We start from the raw sequence: 14,541 nt of genomic DNA, 5'->3' as shown, positions 1-14,541 counted from the left end.
GCTCTCGTTGCTGCTGTAATAAAGACTGTAATGAGTCCGCATATTGGGTCGGCCGTAGTGGTTTTACCAGTGCCAACAGTTGTTGCAGGGCGCCAACCCGGTTGCGGCTATCGGCGAGCGATAACAACAACGCCTCCAACTCGGCGGCCTTCGCAGCATGTGCCCGCTCCCGCGCCTTTTGCCCAAATACCAGCTCGCCGTCGTCAAGATCGCAGCGAAATAGCGCATAATTGGCTGCACCAACGGCATCGGGCGTCACTCCACGGCGCACGCCTTTTAGCGCCTGTGCACTCGCTACTCGCTTAACCTGTCCGTAGCTGGCCAGCATATAGTGTCTTGCGGTGTCGTGACTGAAGGCCATCACCGCAATGATGGAGTCAGCATCCTCCTGCAAACGTTGGGCATCCTCGCGCGCTTTACTGCCCTGAATCACCCGCGCGCGATTGTCGCGCCCCGGCAGCTCGCGCAACAACCGAATGGCTTCCGCTTCATAGTGAGGCTCCACTAAAATACCAAAGCGTGCTCCGCCGACATAGCCTTCAACTGCCCCCTGCCAGACGGGGTCTATCACCTCGACGTGATCGCACAGTACGCGAGCATCTGCTTCGGGTAGCTGGCGCCGTATCGCATCGAGCGCCACGCGCACATAGCTCGGATAATTGACTCGCTGACTTTCCAGTTGCTGGAGCTCTGCCTGCTTGGCCTGCACCTGCCGTGTAATTTTTTCTTGCTGCTGTTGTTCCCTTTCTAAATCGCGGTGCAGCGATTGCAGCAGCCCTTGATCACCCTGCCAGGCATCAACCCAGCGATTGTGCAGCTGCTGTAACCCCAGGGCATCGTCTAAGTGTTGTTCCAGAGGGCTCAGGTCTATCCAATCTTGATTGGTAATAGCGTGAAGTTCTGCGGGCTCGCCCGCCTTTTTGGCAGCCACGTCGGCAAGCAGCGATTTGTGGGGGGCCTGCGTCAGCGGCGGCCATGCATCGCTCCCCGAGGCCAATGTCAGCAAGGTCTGCGCATTACTTTGCGCTTGTTTTATCTGGCTTACATCGCCCAACAGCGGCACGGTACCTTTGAGTATGGCATCTTCTAGTCGCTCTTTTTGCCCGGTAATTTCCAGTTTATCGCGCAGTGCAGGCACCTGTAACTGCTGCAATTGAAGATCGCGCTGCTCCTGCTGCAGCACCCCGAGTCGATCGCGCGCCAGCTCGGCATCGCGGGCGTTAGCGTCTAGCCCTTCCTGTAGCTCTGATTGCCGGTGTTTTTCCCCCAAATAAGCGGACTGACTTTCGTTATACTGCCGTCTGGCGCCCGCATAGCGAAGCTTCTGCATGGCCAGCCATTGATCGATAAATGTATCTGCGCTATCTCTCGCCGACTTTAATCTTTGAGCGTTCTCTTGCAGTGCGCGAGCATCGGACTCCATTGCGTGAATACGCTTTAACATTGCCGACACGTCGCGTACCGCGTCGCCCATATCCTTTGGATCAAGAATTTCGGTGGCGACAAACTCGTCGATTGCGCGAATTGGTTTGTAGGCCATAAAGCGTGAGAACGCCCGGGCTGCATTCATGGCCTCGCGCTCAGATACGGCATCTTCACGTCCTCGCAGCGCCCCATACAGGCGGCAAAGATAGGCCTTTTTCCGTTCGTATTTTTCCACACTGCCGGCACCGTACTGGGCTTTGAGGTGCGCAGCAATCGTTTCGGTTGGCACAACGTAACGCCCCCCCTGATCTTCGCGCACCAGCTCCGAAAGTGTTAATTTGACATCAGGCAGGATATAAAAATGCAGGTCGTCTAAACGGGCAACTTTATTCTTGCCACTTTTTTCCACAAATGCGCTCATGGCCAACAGGGCAGTAAAGGGCTCTGCATCTTCACCTACGTGAGGTACAAACACCCCAGCCAAATAGCCAAAGGCCGAGTCGGGCCTTGCAAAAGCACCATCGTCGCAACCCAACACATAGGACGCCAGGGTACGCACCTGCTTGCCACCCCGCCCGCGCTGAGTTGATTCATCCTGCCCAGGATTAAAGTGAAACAGGCCATCGTGAGCCGCAGTCATCACCGTTTGAATGGCATCGGCCGCTGTGGTTTTGCCCGACCCATTACCACCAGAAAACAAATTCGTTGGACCAAATTCAAACTCGCCGTTGGGAATATTACCCCAATTGACATAGATAAATTTTTGTAAAAACATCAGTCTGACTCCACCAGCAGTGAGTCGCCTTCGGGCGACGGCGCACTCAGCAGCTGCGACAAAACGTCGGGATTTACCAAAGTTAAAATCATTGGCCGAATGACAAGCCAGCTATCGCCATGCTGCAAATCCGCATCGGCTGCCATACGGATAATGCGAAGTTGGCGCAGCTGACGAAACAAGCTGCGGCGCTCCTGTGCATTATCTGGCAAACTCCTACCCAACAGGTTCTTCAGCGATAGATTCAGGGCCTCTAAGGCGAGACTTGCACAACCCTTTTCATCCACTCGCGCCTCGCGCAGGCTTTTTTCATATTCAACCGCCAACACCAAGGTCACCGCCACTACAGCTGGAGGTAATGGCGCACGAAGACCACCACCAAAGGGTTGATCTTCCGATTCGTCATCTACGCCGGGCACACTGGAACCAGGTGGCACAAGGCGCACATACTCGAATCGCGCGTCGTGATGGAAACGCAAGCCTGCCAATGCAAAGTAGTCATCTAACAGAGGCGCGAGCCGTAGAAACAAATCGTATAACTCTGCCTCTACCTGGCTTTCATCGCGGCAGATGACGCCGTAATCCAATAGCCGCTGCAGCAGGTTTTGCCACTGAGCCAAGGTCACACCCGCTTTCTGCAACTGCACATCAAGCGCCTCAAAAAATTCGGACATAACGGCTTAGACCTCGGTCTTTTTAACGAGTTTAAGCACGAAGGCTTCTCGCTGGGAAAAATAGGGATCAACGTCGGCAAGTGGCATGTAACGTTGCAAGCCGTCCACACCAACACACTCGGGATCAATTTGTATGGTATCCGCAGAATCTAATGTGACACCTGACAAACTCACCAGATGTGCGAGCGATAGCAGATCTCGCGTGTCGTTAATGGTAAGGTAGCGACTGTTCACTTGACCGCTCTGGGCCAGTTGCTCACTGACGTATTCGCGCATTTGCTGACTGGAGACATGAAAGGCCTGGTCGAGCACTTGGCTTAGATACTGCGCCTTTTGTGCACTCTGATCCAAGTTTGGCGCTTCATCTACCTGAGCCCTCACAACCCGGTTAGCCGCACGGGTTCGCAACTGAAATTGTTCCGAGGCCAACCAGCCCGCGCGTGCATTTACCCAGTGCTGGCCCATATCGGCCAGAATTTTGTCCTGTTGTTCTGGTGCTTGCTGACGCAAGGCCTGACAGGCCTCAAGTACCGGATGGGTTGACTGTGTGTGCAAATAGCTTAACTGCCGAATGATCATGTCGGCGCGCGCAGTAAAGTTATTAAGTGTTCGTCGGAGCGCCGGCAGCATAATTTCGCAAGCGCTGCGCAGCCGCTCTTCAATACTGTTGAGAATGTTTTCAAGCAGCGATTGCCCCGCCACCACCCGCGCGGGTAATAGCTGGCGAAGCCGGCGCTCCATCACCGTTTGCCACAGTAGCTCGGCGTATTCACCGTCACCGCCGAATTTTCGACGTCGTCGTATCTGTTTTATCAATAAAGTTATTTGGTCCCGGTATTTCTCAACGCTGTCAGCAGACAGGCGCACTTCCAAGTCGGGTTTAAATACAGTATCAATAAAATCAAAAAACTGGTCGGCGGCCTGCTCCACCAACTGACGGGACTCCACTTCGCGCACCAGCTGCAATCGACGCTCTTCGAGCTCGGCGATGGTGTCGGCAAAATCGCTGATGATTCGCTCGGAGTATTCGAGCGCATCGAGTAGATCGTAAACTTCACTCTGATCTAAGAAGGCCTGCAGGCTATTGCGTGTATTGCGAGTATTGCGATTGCGCGAGCGGTAGTCCTTGGCGCCACTTTCCACGAACGGCTGTGTAAATGCACGCCCAAGCCGAGTAAAACCATAGTGACTTTGCAGCGTTGCCTCGTCTAGCTGGCGCTCCAGCCAGCCATGCTCCATCAAATTATTAAGAATAAAGCCCGCTAATTCGCGCGCCGACTTGAATCGGCCCTCTGCCCCGCCATCGTCATGGTCGAGCAGGGGCGCACGCGCAATGGCTTCAATAAAGACATCGAGGATAAAGTCGCGGCTGCGCCCCTGACCATAACCAGTTAAGTCGGTATACAGGCGCTGGTAAAGAAGCCGCACACATTCAACCACCACCTCGCGGTACTTTCCCACTAGCGGTCGAAAAAAATGTGTGCGTTGCTCGGCGAAAAACATTTATGTGTAACACAACTGAGTTAGCAAAAACGACACTCAGCTATTTAAAGACACAATGCTTGGCGAAATCCTTGGCGTCGTTGGCGGTCCAGTCACCTTTATCTTTGGTCTTCATATCCTCACACCAGGCATCGCTACCGACTTTGGGCGTACAGCCCAGTAGAGAAGTGACCATAACTGCGCAGCCAATAACCAATATTTTATTCATTACAAACTCTACTTCTCTGATGCGTTTTGATTTATCCACTGGATAGCGTCCAGCGCATAATAGGTAATAATTAAATCTGCACCGGCGCGCTTAAAGGCCAACAAGGATTCAAGCGCTACCGCCTTCTCATCAATCACCCCGGCGCTGGCAGCGGCTTTAATCATGGCATACTCACCGCTTACTTGATAAACGGCAAGCGGTAACTGGGTATTCTGTCGAATAGATGCCAGTACATCCAAGTAGGCCAAGCCCGGCTTGACCATTAACAGGTCTGCACCCTCGGCTTCATCCATCAGTGATTCGGCCAGCGCCTCGCGGCTATTAGCGGGATTCATTTGGTAACTGGCGCGGGTCCCCTTAAAACTGCTGTCCACGGCGTCTCTGAATGGGCCATAGAAGGCCGAGGCGAATTTGGTGGAGTAAGACATCACGGGAAGGTGTGTGTAGCCAGCCTCATCCAGCGCCTCGCGTATGGCGCCTATCATGCCATCCATCATGCCCGAAGGCGCAATCATATCGACACCAGCTTTAGCCGCCGCGACAACCTGCTTTTGCAAATTGCGCAAGGTTTTATCGTTATCGACATCGTCGCCGGCAACCACACCGCAGTGGCCGTGATCAGTATACTCGCAAAAACAGTTGTCGCTGATCACCAACATATTAGGCTCAGCATCTTTGGCGATGCGAATCATCCTGGCCATGAGCCCCTGGTCCTGCCAAGAATCTGTGCCGCAGCTGTCCTTGTGTGAAGAAACGCCAAAGAGCAATACGGCCCTAACACCCGCCTGCCAGGCCCTGCGTACCTGGGCTGCCAAATCGGCCTCTGGGTAACGCATCACACCTGGCATAGACGCCACAGCCACTGGCTCAGAAATATCCTCTTCGACAAATAATGGCAGGATAAAATCCTCGGGTCGCAAGTGGGTTTCTTGTACCATCTGTCGCAGTGCAGACGTGCGACGTAAGCGTCGGAATCGAAAGCTGGGTGTAAACATACTAAAACCCTTTGTTTAATCGTTGGTATCGTGGCGCAGGTTGAAAAGTCACCACCGGCTATCTAGGCAGGTATTTAGCTCTCTCTGCGCCAGCGGGTACCCTCTTTACTGTCTTCAAGCACGACACCCTGAGCTTTGAGTCGATCCCGAATTTCATCGCAACGGGCCCAGTTTTTATCTGATCGCGCCTGGTTTCGCTCGACAATAAGCGCTTCGATATCCGCTGCCGAAATGTCACCTTCAACACCTGCGGTTAACCAATCCTCGGGCTTTTTCTGTAGCAATCCCAGCATGCCTGCAGCTGTTAGCAGTTCAGATTTAATGCGCGAGCGGTCAGCGCCCTGCGCCTTATTAAGCGCTTTGGCCATGGCGTGCAGCTCACTGATTGCCAAAGGTGTATTAAGATCATCAAGCAACGCTTTGTAAAAGGCGCTTTCGGACAAATCGACGGCTGTGGGCGTCACATCGGCAACGGCCCTCAGTGCGGTGTAAAACCCATCCAAATTGGTTTTAGACTGGGCCAGTAACTCCGCCGAAAAATCCATATCTGATCGGTAATGGGCGCTCAATAGCGCGAGACGTAACACTTCGCCGTCAAATTTTTCTAACAACTCGCGTACGGTTCTAAAATTGCCCAGTGATTTAGACATTTTCTCGCCATCGATATTGACGAAACCGTTGTGCATCCAGTAGTTCACAAAGGGCTGGCCGTCGTGTGCACAGCAACTTTGGGCCATTTCATTTTCGTGGTGCGGAAACAAAAGATCCTTACCACCACCGTGAATATCAATGGTTTCACCCAGGTGCTTTTTGATCATGGCCGAACATTCAAGATGCCAACCAGGACGCCCCCTACCCCAGGGGCTCTCCCAACCTGGCTCGCTGTCTGACGAGGGCTTCCACAATACAAAATCACCGGCGTACTTTTTATAGGGCGCAACTTCCACCCGGGCACCCGCAAGCATATCCTCCAGTGAGCGGTTTGATAGTTTTCCATAGTCATCCATGGATTGAACGGCAAACAGCACGTGACCCTCGGCGGCGTATGCATGGCCCTTTTCGATCAGCGTTTCGGTCATGCTAATCATGTCGCCAATATGCTGAGTTGCGTAGGGTACGATGCTGGGCTCCAGGTTATTGAGCGCGGCCATATCCTTTTGATATTCCGCTGCATAGCGACGCGAAACCACATCAATGGCAACACCCTCTGCCTGCGCCACCTTCATAATTTTATCGTCCACATCGGTAATGTTGCGCGCGTAGGTGACCGATGGATAGAGGCTTTGCAGTAGGCGAAACAGCGTATCGAACACCACCACTGGCCGCGCATTGCCAATATGTACCAGGTTATACACGGTCGGGCCGCACACATACATTTTGACGGCCGAGGGGTTCTGCGGCTCAAACGGTTCTTTTTTACGGCTGTAAGAGTTGTATACCTGCAGTGACATAGTCATTCCAAATGTCGAAAAATATATGGGTGTGATTAAACGTTATTGGCCCAGTTGTCTTTAAGGCCAATGGTGCGATTAAACACGGGCTTATCTGCTTGCGAGTGCTTGCTGTCTAAACAGAAATAGCCCTCGCGTTCAAACTGATAAGCCTGTCCGGCTACAGCCTGGTGCAGGCCTATCTCTGCCTTTGCATCGCTGATAATTTTTAACGAGTCAGGATTCAGTGCATCCAAGAAATTTTTGTCGCCACTGTCGGGCGCTTCATCGTTAAATAGGCGGTCGTACAGGCGCACTTCGCAAGCCAAATGTTTACTGGCGGACACCCAGTGAATCACACCGCGTGGGTTCACGCCTTCCGGCGCATTGGCTCCCACCGTGCCAGGCACTAGGCTCGCGTGCACTTCGGTGATTTCGCCGCCTGCATTTTTGACCACCTCATTAGCCTGAATAATGTAGGCACCGCGTAAACGAACCCACTCGCCAATCACCAGTCGCTTAAATTTCTTACGCGACAACGAGGTGTCTTCAGTAAAATCGTCGCGTTCAATATATATCTCGCGTGTAAAGGGCAGTTGGCGCTCGCCCATATCCGGGTTGTTGGGGTGTACCGGCTGAGTCATGGTTTCTTCACCGTCAAAATTGGTGATAACTACTTTCAGCGGCTGTAATACACACATTGCACGGGGTGCCGACTCATTCAGCTCGTCGCGCACCGCAAACTCCAGCATACCCATGTCAACTGTACTGGCCGCTTTGGTCACACCGATCATGTCGCAAAACTTGCGAATAGAGGCGGCGGGATAACCGCGGCGACGCATACCTGAAATGGTGGGCATGCGCGGATCATTCCAGCCATCCACGTGGCCTTCGTCCACCAGCTGCTTTAATTTTCGTTTGGATGTGACGGTGTAGTTCAGCTCAAGCCGCGCAAACTCGTACTGCCTTGGGCGGGCCGGTACTGGCAAGTTTTCCACAAACCAGTCATACAGCGGCCGGTGATCGGCAAATTCAAGGGTACAGATGGAATGCGTAATCCCCTCGATGGCATCTTCCTGGCCGTGGGCAAAATCGTAGGTGGGATAAATGCACCACTTGTCGCCAGTCTGGTGGTGCGCCAGCTTTCGGATGCGATACATGATGGGGTCGCGCATATTCATGTTAGGCGCGGCCATGTCTATTTTGGCGCGCAACACACAGGCGCCTTCGTCGTAGTCGCCGGCGCGCATTTTTTCAAAATCAGCCAGGTTTTCTTCCACCGTGCGATTGCGATAGGGGCTGTCTTTGCCCGGCTCTTTCAAGTTGCCGCGATACGCGCGCGCCTCGTCCGGCGTCAAGTGGCACACATAGGCCTTGCCCGCGCGAATCAGGTGCAGCGCCCACTCGTACAAGGTGTCGAAATAACTGGAGGCGTATTTGATATCGCCAGCCCATTGGTAACCCAACCAGCGCACATCCTCGATGATGGCATCCACGTACTCCTGGTCTTCTTTGCCCGGATTAGTGTCGTCAAAACGCAAATTACACTGGCCGCCATAGGTCTCTGCCAGGCCAAAATTTAAACAAATGGCTTTGGCGTGACCAATGTGGAGGTAGCCATTGGGCTCCGGTGGAAAGCGGGTCACTATTTGGCTGTGCTTCTTATCGGCCAAGTCCTGGGTGATGATCTGCTGCAGGAAATTCTGGGGCTTAGTGTCTGACATGTGAGCTCAACATAGGGTGAATTCGGGGGCGCTCGGTTCACGGGCGCGGACAAAGGGCGTATTATAGCCGCCTCCCAAACGGGCAAACACCTGTTTATCGGCAGAATTTTGAGGAAAAGCCATGATTACCCTGCAAACCAACTTCGGCAACATCGTTATTGAGCTGGATTTCGATAAAGCGCCAAAAACTGCGGCAAACTTCAAGCAATACGTCGAAGAAGGCCACTACGACGGTGTTATTTTTCACCGTGTAATCGACGGCTTTATGATTCAAGGCGGCGGTTTCACCCCAGACATGGCCCAAAAGCCAACCCGCGACCCCATTGAAAACGAGGCCGATAACGGCCTGAGCAACGACGAAGGCACTCTGGCCATGGCCCGCACCATGGACCCTCACTCAGCCAGTGCTCAATTTTTCATCAATGTTAAAGACAACAGCTTCTTGAACCACAGCAGCAAAACCTCTCAGGGTTGGGGCTATTGCGTGTTTGGCAAGGTAGTTGAAGGCATGGATGTTGTGAAGCAAATTAAAGCGGTGAAAACCGGCAACAGCGGCGGCCACCAGGACGTACCCGTCGAGCCGGTGATCATCGAAAAGGCCACTGTGAACGCCTGATGCGTCATATTTTCATTTCAGATCTGCATCTGGATGCAACGCGCCCGGCGGTTACCCGGGCGTTTTTGCATTTCTTGAGCCACCGGGCGCAGGGCGCCACCGCACTCTATATCCTGGGCGATTTATTTGAAGCCTGGATTGGCGATGATGACGATGCCCCCCTGGCAGACGAGGTGCGCACAGCCCTGCACCAGTACAGCCAGGCCGGCCACGCACTTTACCTCATGCAGGGCAATCGCGATTTTCTGCTGGGAGAGACATTTTGTCGGCAAACGGGTGCGACGCTTTTAACAGATCCGACGGTCATAGCACTGGCCGACTCGCGGGCGTTGCTCATGCATGGCGACACCCTGTGCACCGACGATGTGGACTACCAAGCCTTTCGCGCTCAGGCGCGCAATCCAACCTGGCAAGCCCCGCTATTGGCACAACCGCTGCCTGTACGTCGCCAACTGGCGGCCAAACTCCGCGCGGAAACCCAGTCGCTGGCCGCCATGAAGGCCGACGACATCATGGACGTGAATCGCGCCGAAGTGGACCGAGTGATGACCGAGCACGACGTCAGTCTGCTAATTCACGGCCACACCCACAGACCGGCGCGACACCCTATTACGCTGCGCACTGGTCAAGCGGTTGAACGCATTGTTCTGGGCGACTGGCACAGCAGCTTTTGGTATTTGACCTGGGAAGACGGCGAATTGACGCTAAGCGAAGAGACCATTGGCGAGACCTAAACACTATCACTTGTGCTGCCTGACGCTATCAACGCACGAATTCACAATCGGCAAGATCCTTTGCGCCCAAGCTCGCCCCCAACCGTCACCACTAATGCACCGACAGCCCTACTTCGGCGAGACAACAGCTTTGGCGCTGGCTGGCACACCGCTATGAAAGCGAAATACGGTATCCGCCGACTCGATTAACTGCTGCTCCAAACCTAAAAACACATTTAATTGTTGTTCGATACGCGCCTGGGTTTCCAACCTAGCGGCCAAGCCCAGGTAGTCTTGGTAATGACGCGCTTCGGACTTCAGCAAACTCAAATAAAATTTTTGCAGCTCTGGGTCCAGGTGTGGCGCCAGCGCTTCAAACCGCTCGCAGGAGCGAGCCTCGATAATGGCGCCAATCAGCAGGGTATCCACCAGCTTTGCGGGCTCGTGCGTTCGAGCGGCGGCGCGCAGCTCAGCTGCGTAGCGCGCGGCACTCAATTGATGATAGGTGACGTTGCGCTTTTTCATAAACGCCAACACCTGTTCAAAGTGGCGCAACTCTTCGCGCGCCAGCTTAGACATTTTATTCAGCAGTGCGAACGCCACCGGTGCATCTAGGTTGTAGGGCCCCTTCTCGCTGTTGTTCATCCCGTACTTCCACATCAACCCCTGCGCGGTTTGCGCCGCTTTCAGCTCGCAATTTGCGTGGTCTATCAGCAGAGTTTCAGGCGACTGCAGCGCGGCGTCTATCCAGCCCGCGGGGGTCTCGCAGCGCAGAAATTCGCGTATTTCAGGTATGGCAGTCATAAATTTGTTTTCGGTCTGAGTTCGGAGATAGGCCTGAGCGGCGGGCGCGCATTCTAACAGCCCCGCCGGCCCGCGTCATGCCAGCGCTCGGGTCGCCAAAGCAGCCGCTACACCGCCAAGCCTGGGACGATATAGGCGTCGTAATAGGCCACCGACAGGGCGTAGTAGTCCGCGTCCATATCAGCCTTAATTTGTGTGGGCGGCGCATCAGTTAACAACCGCAAGCCAAATTGCGCCGGATCTTTGATTTGGCTGGCGCCGGCGCGAAACAGATCGAACACCCAACACAACGGAGGGCGATCATCGCGGTAGCGTACACGCTGCAGCTCGAGCTGCGCGCGCAAGAGCGACTCGTCCACGATTTCCACATACCGCGCAACCACTTGAGCAAGAAACCCAGACAAGCGCTGTTCGATAATGTGTCGCTGCTCGTGAGAATAGGCATTCCAATCTATCACCTCGTGTGCAAAACGCTTGCAGCCGCGACAAACACTGTCGCCAATACCGGTGGAACAAATGCCGATACACGGCGTTTTTACGGGTTTAAACATGAAAAATTAGAGTTTCCAGCTGAAAGACACACACCAATGCCTGCCTCGTGGCGAGCCCGAGCAGAGCCCATCCGGGGCGCCAACCTTACCCCAGATAGACCGCCAAAATCCACAGGCAATCCGCCCGCTCACTGCTATGCTTAGGCCCTGTGCGGGCGCCGGCTTTTGGACCTTAAAGCACCATTCACGCTATGAATATTCGCTATGTAAGTAGTTGATTTACTTGGGGTCCACTTAACATCGACCGGCAAGTCCGGTAGAATTTCCGCCCCGCTAAGAGCCCAAAACACGAGGCTCGCAACCCGGCTATGTTGGCGGCACGTCAGATCGCCCACCGCACAGCCCCGATTCCTTGTTGGTTGCCCCGGCAGCCCGCGAGGCCACGAAAGCCACCCTAGCCATTTGCCAGGTGCTTTCACTCACAGAACTAGAGGATATTCATCGTGCTTGAAGCCTACCGTAATCACGTTGCAGAGCGCGCAGCCGAAGGTATACCGCCCAAACCACTGGACGCCGAACAAGTGGCGGCCCTGGTTGAGCTGTTAAAAAACCCACCGGCCGGCGAAGAGGAAACGCTGCTCGACCTGATCACCAATCGCGTACCGCCAGGTGTTGACGAGGCCGCCTACGTGAAAGCTGGCTTTTTATCTGCCATCGCCAAGGGCGAGGCAAGCTCGCCGCTGATCGATGCCGAATCAGCGGTGAAACTGCTGGGCATGATGCTGGGCGGCTACAACATCGAGACCCTGGTATCCCTGCTAGACGACAGCAAGCTGGCCGCCATCGCCGCCGAGCAGCTCAAGCACACCCTGCTGATGTTCGATGCCTTCCACGATGTGGAAGAAAAGGCCAAGGCCGGTAACGCGCACGCCAAAGGCGTGATGCAGTCCTGGGCCGAGGGCGAGTGGTTCACCAAGCGCCCCAAGGTGCCAGAATCCACCAAAATGATCGTGTTCAAGGTCACCGGCGAAACCAATACCGACGACCTGTCACCCGCACCCGATGCCTGGTCGCGCCCCGATATCCCACTGCACGCCAACGCCATGTACAAGATGTCGCGCGAAGGTTTGACGCCCGATGAAGACGGCGTACGCGGCCCTATCAAGCAAATCAATGACATCAAATCCAAAGGCCTGCCCGTAGCTTTCGTGGGCGATGTGGTCGGTACCGGCTCTAGCCGCAAGTCTGCCACCAACTCGGTGCTGTGGTTCTTCGGCGACGACATTCCCGGTGTGCCCAACAAGCGCGCCGGCGGCGTGTGTATCGGCAACAACGTCGCGCCCATCTTCTTCAACACCATGGAAGATGCCGGTGCACTGGTATTTGAAGCGCCAGTCGACAACATGAACATGGGCGATGTCATCGACGTGCGCCCCTACGAAGGCAAGATTCTGAGTGAAGATGGCAAAGTGCTGTCTGAGTTTGAATTGAAGTCCGACGTGATTCTGGACGAAGTGCAGGCCGGCGGCCGGATTCCCCTGATCATTGGCCGCGGCTTGACCGAGAAGGCCCGCGCGTCACTGGGTATGGAACCCTCTACCCTGTTCCGCAAGCCCGAGGTGCCCAGCGCATCCAACAAAGGTTTCACTCTGGCGCAAAAAATGGTGGGTCGCGCCTGTGGTCTGCCGGAAGGCCAGGGCGTGCGCCCCGGTACTTACTGCGAGCCTAAGATGACCACCGTGGGCTCCCAGGACACCACTGGTCCCATGACCCGCGACGAACTGAAAGACCTGGCGTGCCTGGGTTTTTCCGCCGATCTCACCATGCAGTCATTCTGCCACACGGCGGCCTACCCCAAGCCCGTTGATATCGACACCCAGCACTCGCTGCCCGATTTCATCATGACCCGCGGCGGCGTGTCACTGCGCCCGGGCGATGGCATTATTCACAGCTGGCTGAACCGCATGCTGCTGCCCGACACAGTGGGTACCGGCGGCGATTCACACACCCGCTTCCCCATCGGTATTTCTTTCCCTGCGGGCTCCGGCCTGGTGGCCTTTGCCGCCGCTACGGGCGTGATGCCACTGGATATGCCCGAGTCTGTACTGGTGCGCTTCTCCGGCAAAATGCAGCCCGGTATTACACTGCGCGATCTGGTGCACGCCATTCCCCTATACGGTATTAAGCAGGGCCTGCTAACCGTTGAGAAAAAAGGCAAGAAGAACATCTTCTCTGGCCGCATTCTTGAGATCGAAGGCTTGCCAAACCTGAAGGTTGAACAGGCATTCGAACTGTCAGATGCCTCGGCGGAGCGCTCTGCTGCCGGCTGTACCATCAAACTGGACAAAGAGCCCATCATTGAGTACCTGAACTCCAACATCACCATGCTGCGCTGGATGATCGAGCAGGGCTACGGCGATGTGCGCACCCTGGAGCGTCGCGCGCGCAAGATGGAAGAGTGGCTCAAAAACCCCGAGCTGATGGAAGCCGACAAAGATGCCGAGTACGCGGCGGTTATCGACATTAACTTGGACGACATCAAAGAGCCCATCGTCTGCTGCCCCAATGACCCCGACGACGCCAAAGTGCTGTCTGAAGTTCAGGGCGACAAGATCGACGAGGTGTTTATCGGCTCGTGCATGACCAACATCGGTCACTTCCGCGCCGCCGGTAAACTGCTGGATGCCACCAAGGCCGAGCTGACCACCCGCCTGTGGATTGCGCCGCCCACCAAAATGGACGAGCACCAGCTGATGGAAGAAGGCTACTACAATGTGTTTGGCCGCGTAGGTGCCCGCACCGAAATGCCCGGCTGTTCACTGTGTATGGGCAACCAGGCGCGCATTGCGCCCAAGTCTACTGCCATCTCGACCTCGACGCGGAACTTCCCGAACCGCCTAGGCACCGGCGCCAACGTTTACTTGGGCTCCGCCGAACTTTCCATCGTGGCGGCAATTTTGGGCAAGCTGCCCACACCTGCCGAATACCTGGAATACGCGGGCAAGCTGGACGCCATGAGCGGCGAAATTTACCGCTACCTCAACTTCAATGAGATTGAGTCCTTCCAGAAGTCTGCGGATGAAGGCAAGCGCATTGCGGCAGTTCAGATAGACGAAGTGGCCGTATAAGCTGACCTACTGGCTTCCACCTGTATGATAAAGCCCGCCTAGTGCGGGCTTTTTT

At 55.0% G+C, this 14,541-nt stretch carries 12 protein-coding genes; 3 read left to right on the top strand and 9 right to left on the bottom strand.

Translation table 11 applies throughout. The annotated features are described in order from the left end of the window. From ACW8F6_RS15945 to ACW8F6_RS15915, 7 genes are all read right to left on the bottom strand, one after another. A partial coding sequence (locus ACW8F6_RS15945; protein ID WP_491576873.1) for an ATP-binding protein occupies window positions 1–2,200 on the bottom strand: 2,200 nt, incomplete at its 3' end. Continuing rightward, window positions 2,200–2,874, bottom strand: coding sequence for a DUF4194 domain-containing protein (locus tag ACW8F6_RS15940; RefSeq protein WP_491576872.1), 675 nt, complete (start codon window positions 2,872–2,874; stop codon window positions 2,200–2,202). The genes ACW8F6_RS15940 and ACW8F6_RS15945, both read right to left, overlap by 1 nt. 6 nt (window positions 2,875–2,880) lie before the next feature. Then, window positions 2,881–4,335 carry a Wadjet anti-phage system protein JetA family protein gene (locus tag ACW8F6_RS15935; RefSeq protein WP_491576871.1) on the bottom strand — a complete coding sequence of 485 codons (1,455 nt, stop codon included), beginning with the start codon at window positions 4,333–4,335 and terminating at the stop codon, window positions 2,881–2,883. Window positions 4,336–4,417: 82 nt separating this feature from the next. Then, complete coding sequence (locus ACW8F6_RS15930) at window positions 4,418–4,585, bottom strand: DUF3012 domain-containing protein (protein WP_491576870.1); 168 nt, start codon at window positions 4,583–4,585, stop codon at window positions 4,418–4,420. Between the two features lie 8 nt (window positions 4,586–4,593). Beyond that, window positions 4,594–5,580 carry a porphobilinogen synthase gene (hemB, locus tag ACW8F6_RS15925; protein WP_491576869.1) on the bottom strand — a complete coding sequence of 329 codons (987 nt, stop codon included), beginning with the start codon at window positions 5,578–5,580 and terminating at the stop codon, window positions 4,594–4,596. A 74-nt stretch (window positions 5,581–5,654) separates the two neighbouring features. Next, complete coding sequence (cysS, locus tag ACW8F6_RS15920; protein WP_491576868.1) at window positions 5,655–7,031, bottom strand: cysteine--tRNA ligase; 1,377 nt, start codon at window positions 7,029–7,031, stop codon at window positions 5,655–5,657. A 35-nt stretch (window positions 7,032–7,066) separates the two neighbouring features. Next, window positions 7,067–8,734 carry a glutamine--tRNA ligase/YqeY domain fusion protein gene (locus tag ACW8F6_RS15915; RefSeq protein WP_491576867.1) on the bottom strand — a complete coding sequence of 556 codons (1,668 nt, stop codon included), beginning with the start codon at window positions 8,732–8,734 and terminating at the stop codon, window positions 7,067–7,069. 121 nt (window positions 8,735–8,855) lie between these two features. Here ACW8F6_RS15915 and ACW8F6_RS15910 point away from each other — a divergent pair, with 121 nt between their 5' ends. Further along, on the top strand, window positions 8,856–9,350 hold the full coding sequence (locus ACW8F6_RS15910; RefSeq protein ID WP_491576866.1) for a peptidylprolyl isomerase: 495 nt from the start codon (window positions 8,856–8,858) through the stop codon (window positions 9,348–9,350). Next, window positions 9,350–10,084 carry a UDP-2,3-diacylglucosamine diphosphatase gene (locus tag ACW8F6_RS15905; RefSeq protein ID WP_491576865.1) on the top strand — a complete coding sequence of 245 codons (735 nt, stop codon included), beginning with the start codon at window positions 9,350–9,352 and terminating at the stop codon, window positions 10,082–10,084. Before ACW8F6_RS15910 ends, ACW8F6_RS15905 begins: the two co-directional genes overlap by 1 nt. A gap of 108 nt (window positions 10,085–10,192) precedes the next feature. Here ACW8F6_RS15905 and ACW8F6_RS15900 read toward each other — a convergent pair whose 3' ends face one another. After that, on the bottom strand, window positions 10,193–10,867 hold the full coding sequence (locus ACW8F6_RS15900; RefSeq protein ID WP_491576864.1) for a MiaE family protein: 675 nt from the start codon (window positions 10,865–10,867) through the stop codon (window positions 10,193–10,195). A 107-nt stretch (window positions 10,868–10,974) separates the two neighbouring features. After that, window positions 10,975–11,418: a DUF1289 domain-containing protein gene (locus tag ACW8F6_RS15895; RefSeq protein ID WP_491576863.1), complete on the bottom strand. Its 444-nt coding sequence runs from the start codon at window positions 11,416–11,418 to the stop codon at window positions 10,975–10,977. A 443-nt stretch (window positions 11,419–11,861) separates the two neighbouring features. Here ACW8F6_RS15895 and acnB point away from each other — a divergent pair, with 443 nt between their 5' ends. After that, window positions 11,862–14,486, top strand: coding sequence for a bifunctional aconitate hydratase 2/2-methylisocitrate dehydratase (gene acnB, locus ACW8F6_RS15890; protein ID WP_491576862.1), 2,625 nt, complete (start codon window positions 11,862–11,864; stop codon window positions 14,484–14,486). Window positions 14,487–14,541 lie beyond the last annotated feature (55 nt).

It is taken from the genome of Simiduia sp., assembly GCF_058345725.1.
The sequence above is the reverse complement of the archived record's forward strand: the minus strand, read 5'-3'. Positions and strand labels throughout refer to the sequence as shown.

Bases quoted from the DNA above. Each gene is read 5' to 3' on its own strand.
- ACW8F6_RS15940 (WP_491576872.1), bottom strand. From the start codon at position 2,874: ATGTCCGAATTTTTTGAGGCGCTTGATGTGCAGTTGCAGAAAGCGGGT.
- ACW8F6_RS15930 (WP_491576870.1), bottom strand. From the start codon at position 4,585: ATGAATAAAATATTGGTTATTGGCTGCGCAGTTATGGTCACTTCTCTA.
- hemB (WP_491576869.1), bottom strand. From the start codon at position 5,580: ATGTTTACACCCAGCTTTCGATTCCGACGCTTACGTCGCACGTCTGCA.
- cysS (WP_491576868.1), bottom strand. From the start codon at position 7,031: ATGTCACTGCAGGTATACAACTCTTACAGCCGTAAAAAAGAACCGTTT.
- ACW8F6_RS15915 (WP_491576867.1), bottom strand. From the start codon at position 8,734: ATGTCAGACACTAAGCCCCAGAATTTCCTGCAGCAGATCATCACCCAG.
- ACW8F6_RS15910 (WP_491576866.1), top strand. From the start codon at position 8,856: ATGATTACCCTGCAAACCAACTTCGGCAACATCGTTATTGAGCTGGAT.
- ACW8F6_RS15905 (WP_491576865.1), top strand. From the start codon at position 9,350: ATGCGTCATATTTTCATTTCAGATCTGCATCTGGATGCAACGCGCCCG.
- ACW8F6_RS15900 (WP_491576864.1), bottom strand. From the start codon at position 10,867: ATGACTGCCATACCTGAAATACGCGAATTTCTGCGCTGCGAGACCCCC.
- ACW8F6_RS15895 (WP_491576863.1), bottom strand. From the start codon at position 11,418: ATGTTTAAACCCGTAAAAACGCCGTGTATCGGCATTTGTTCCACCGGT.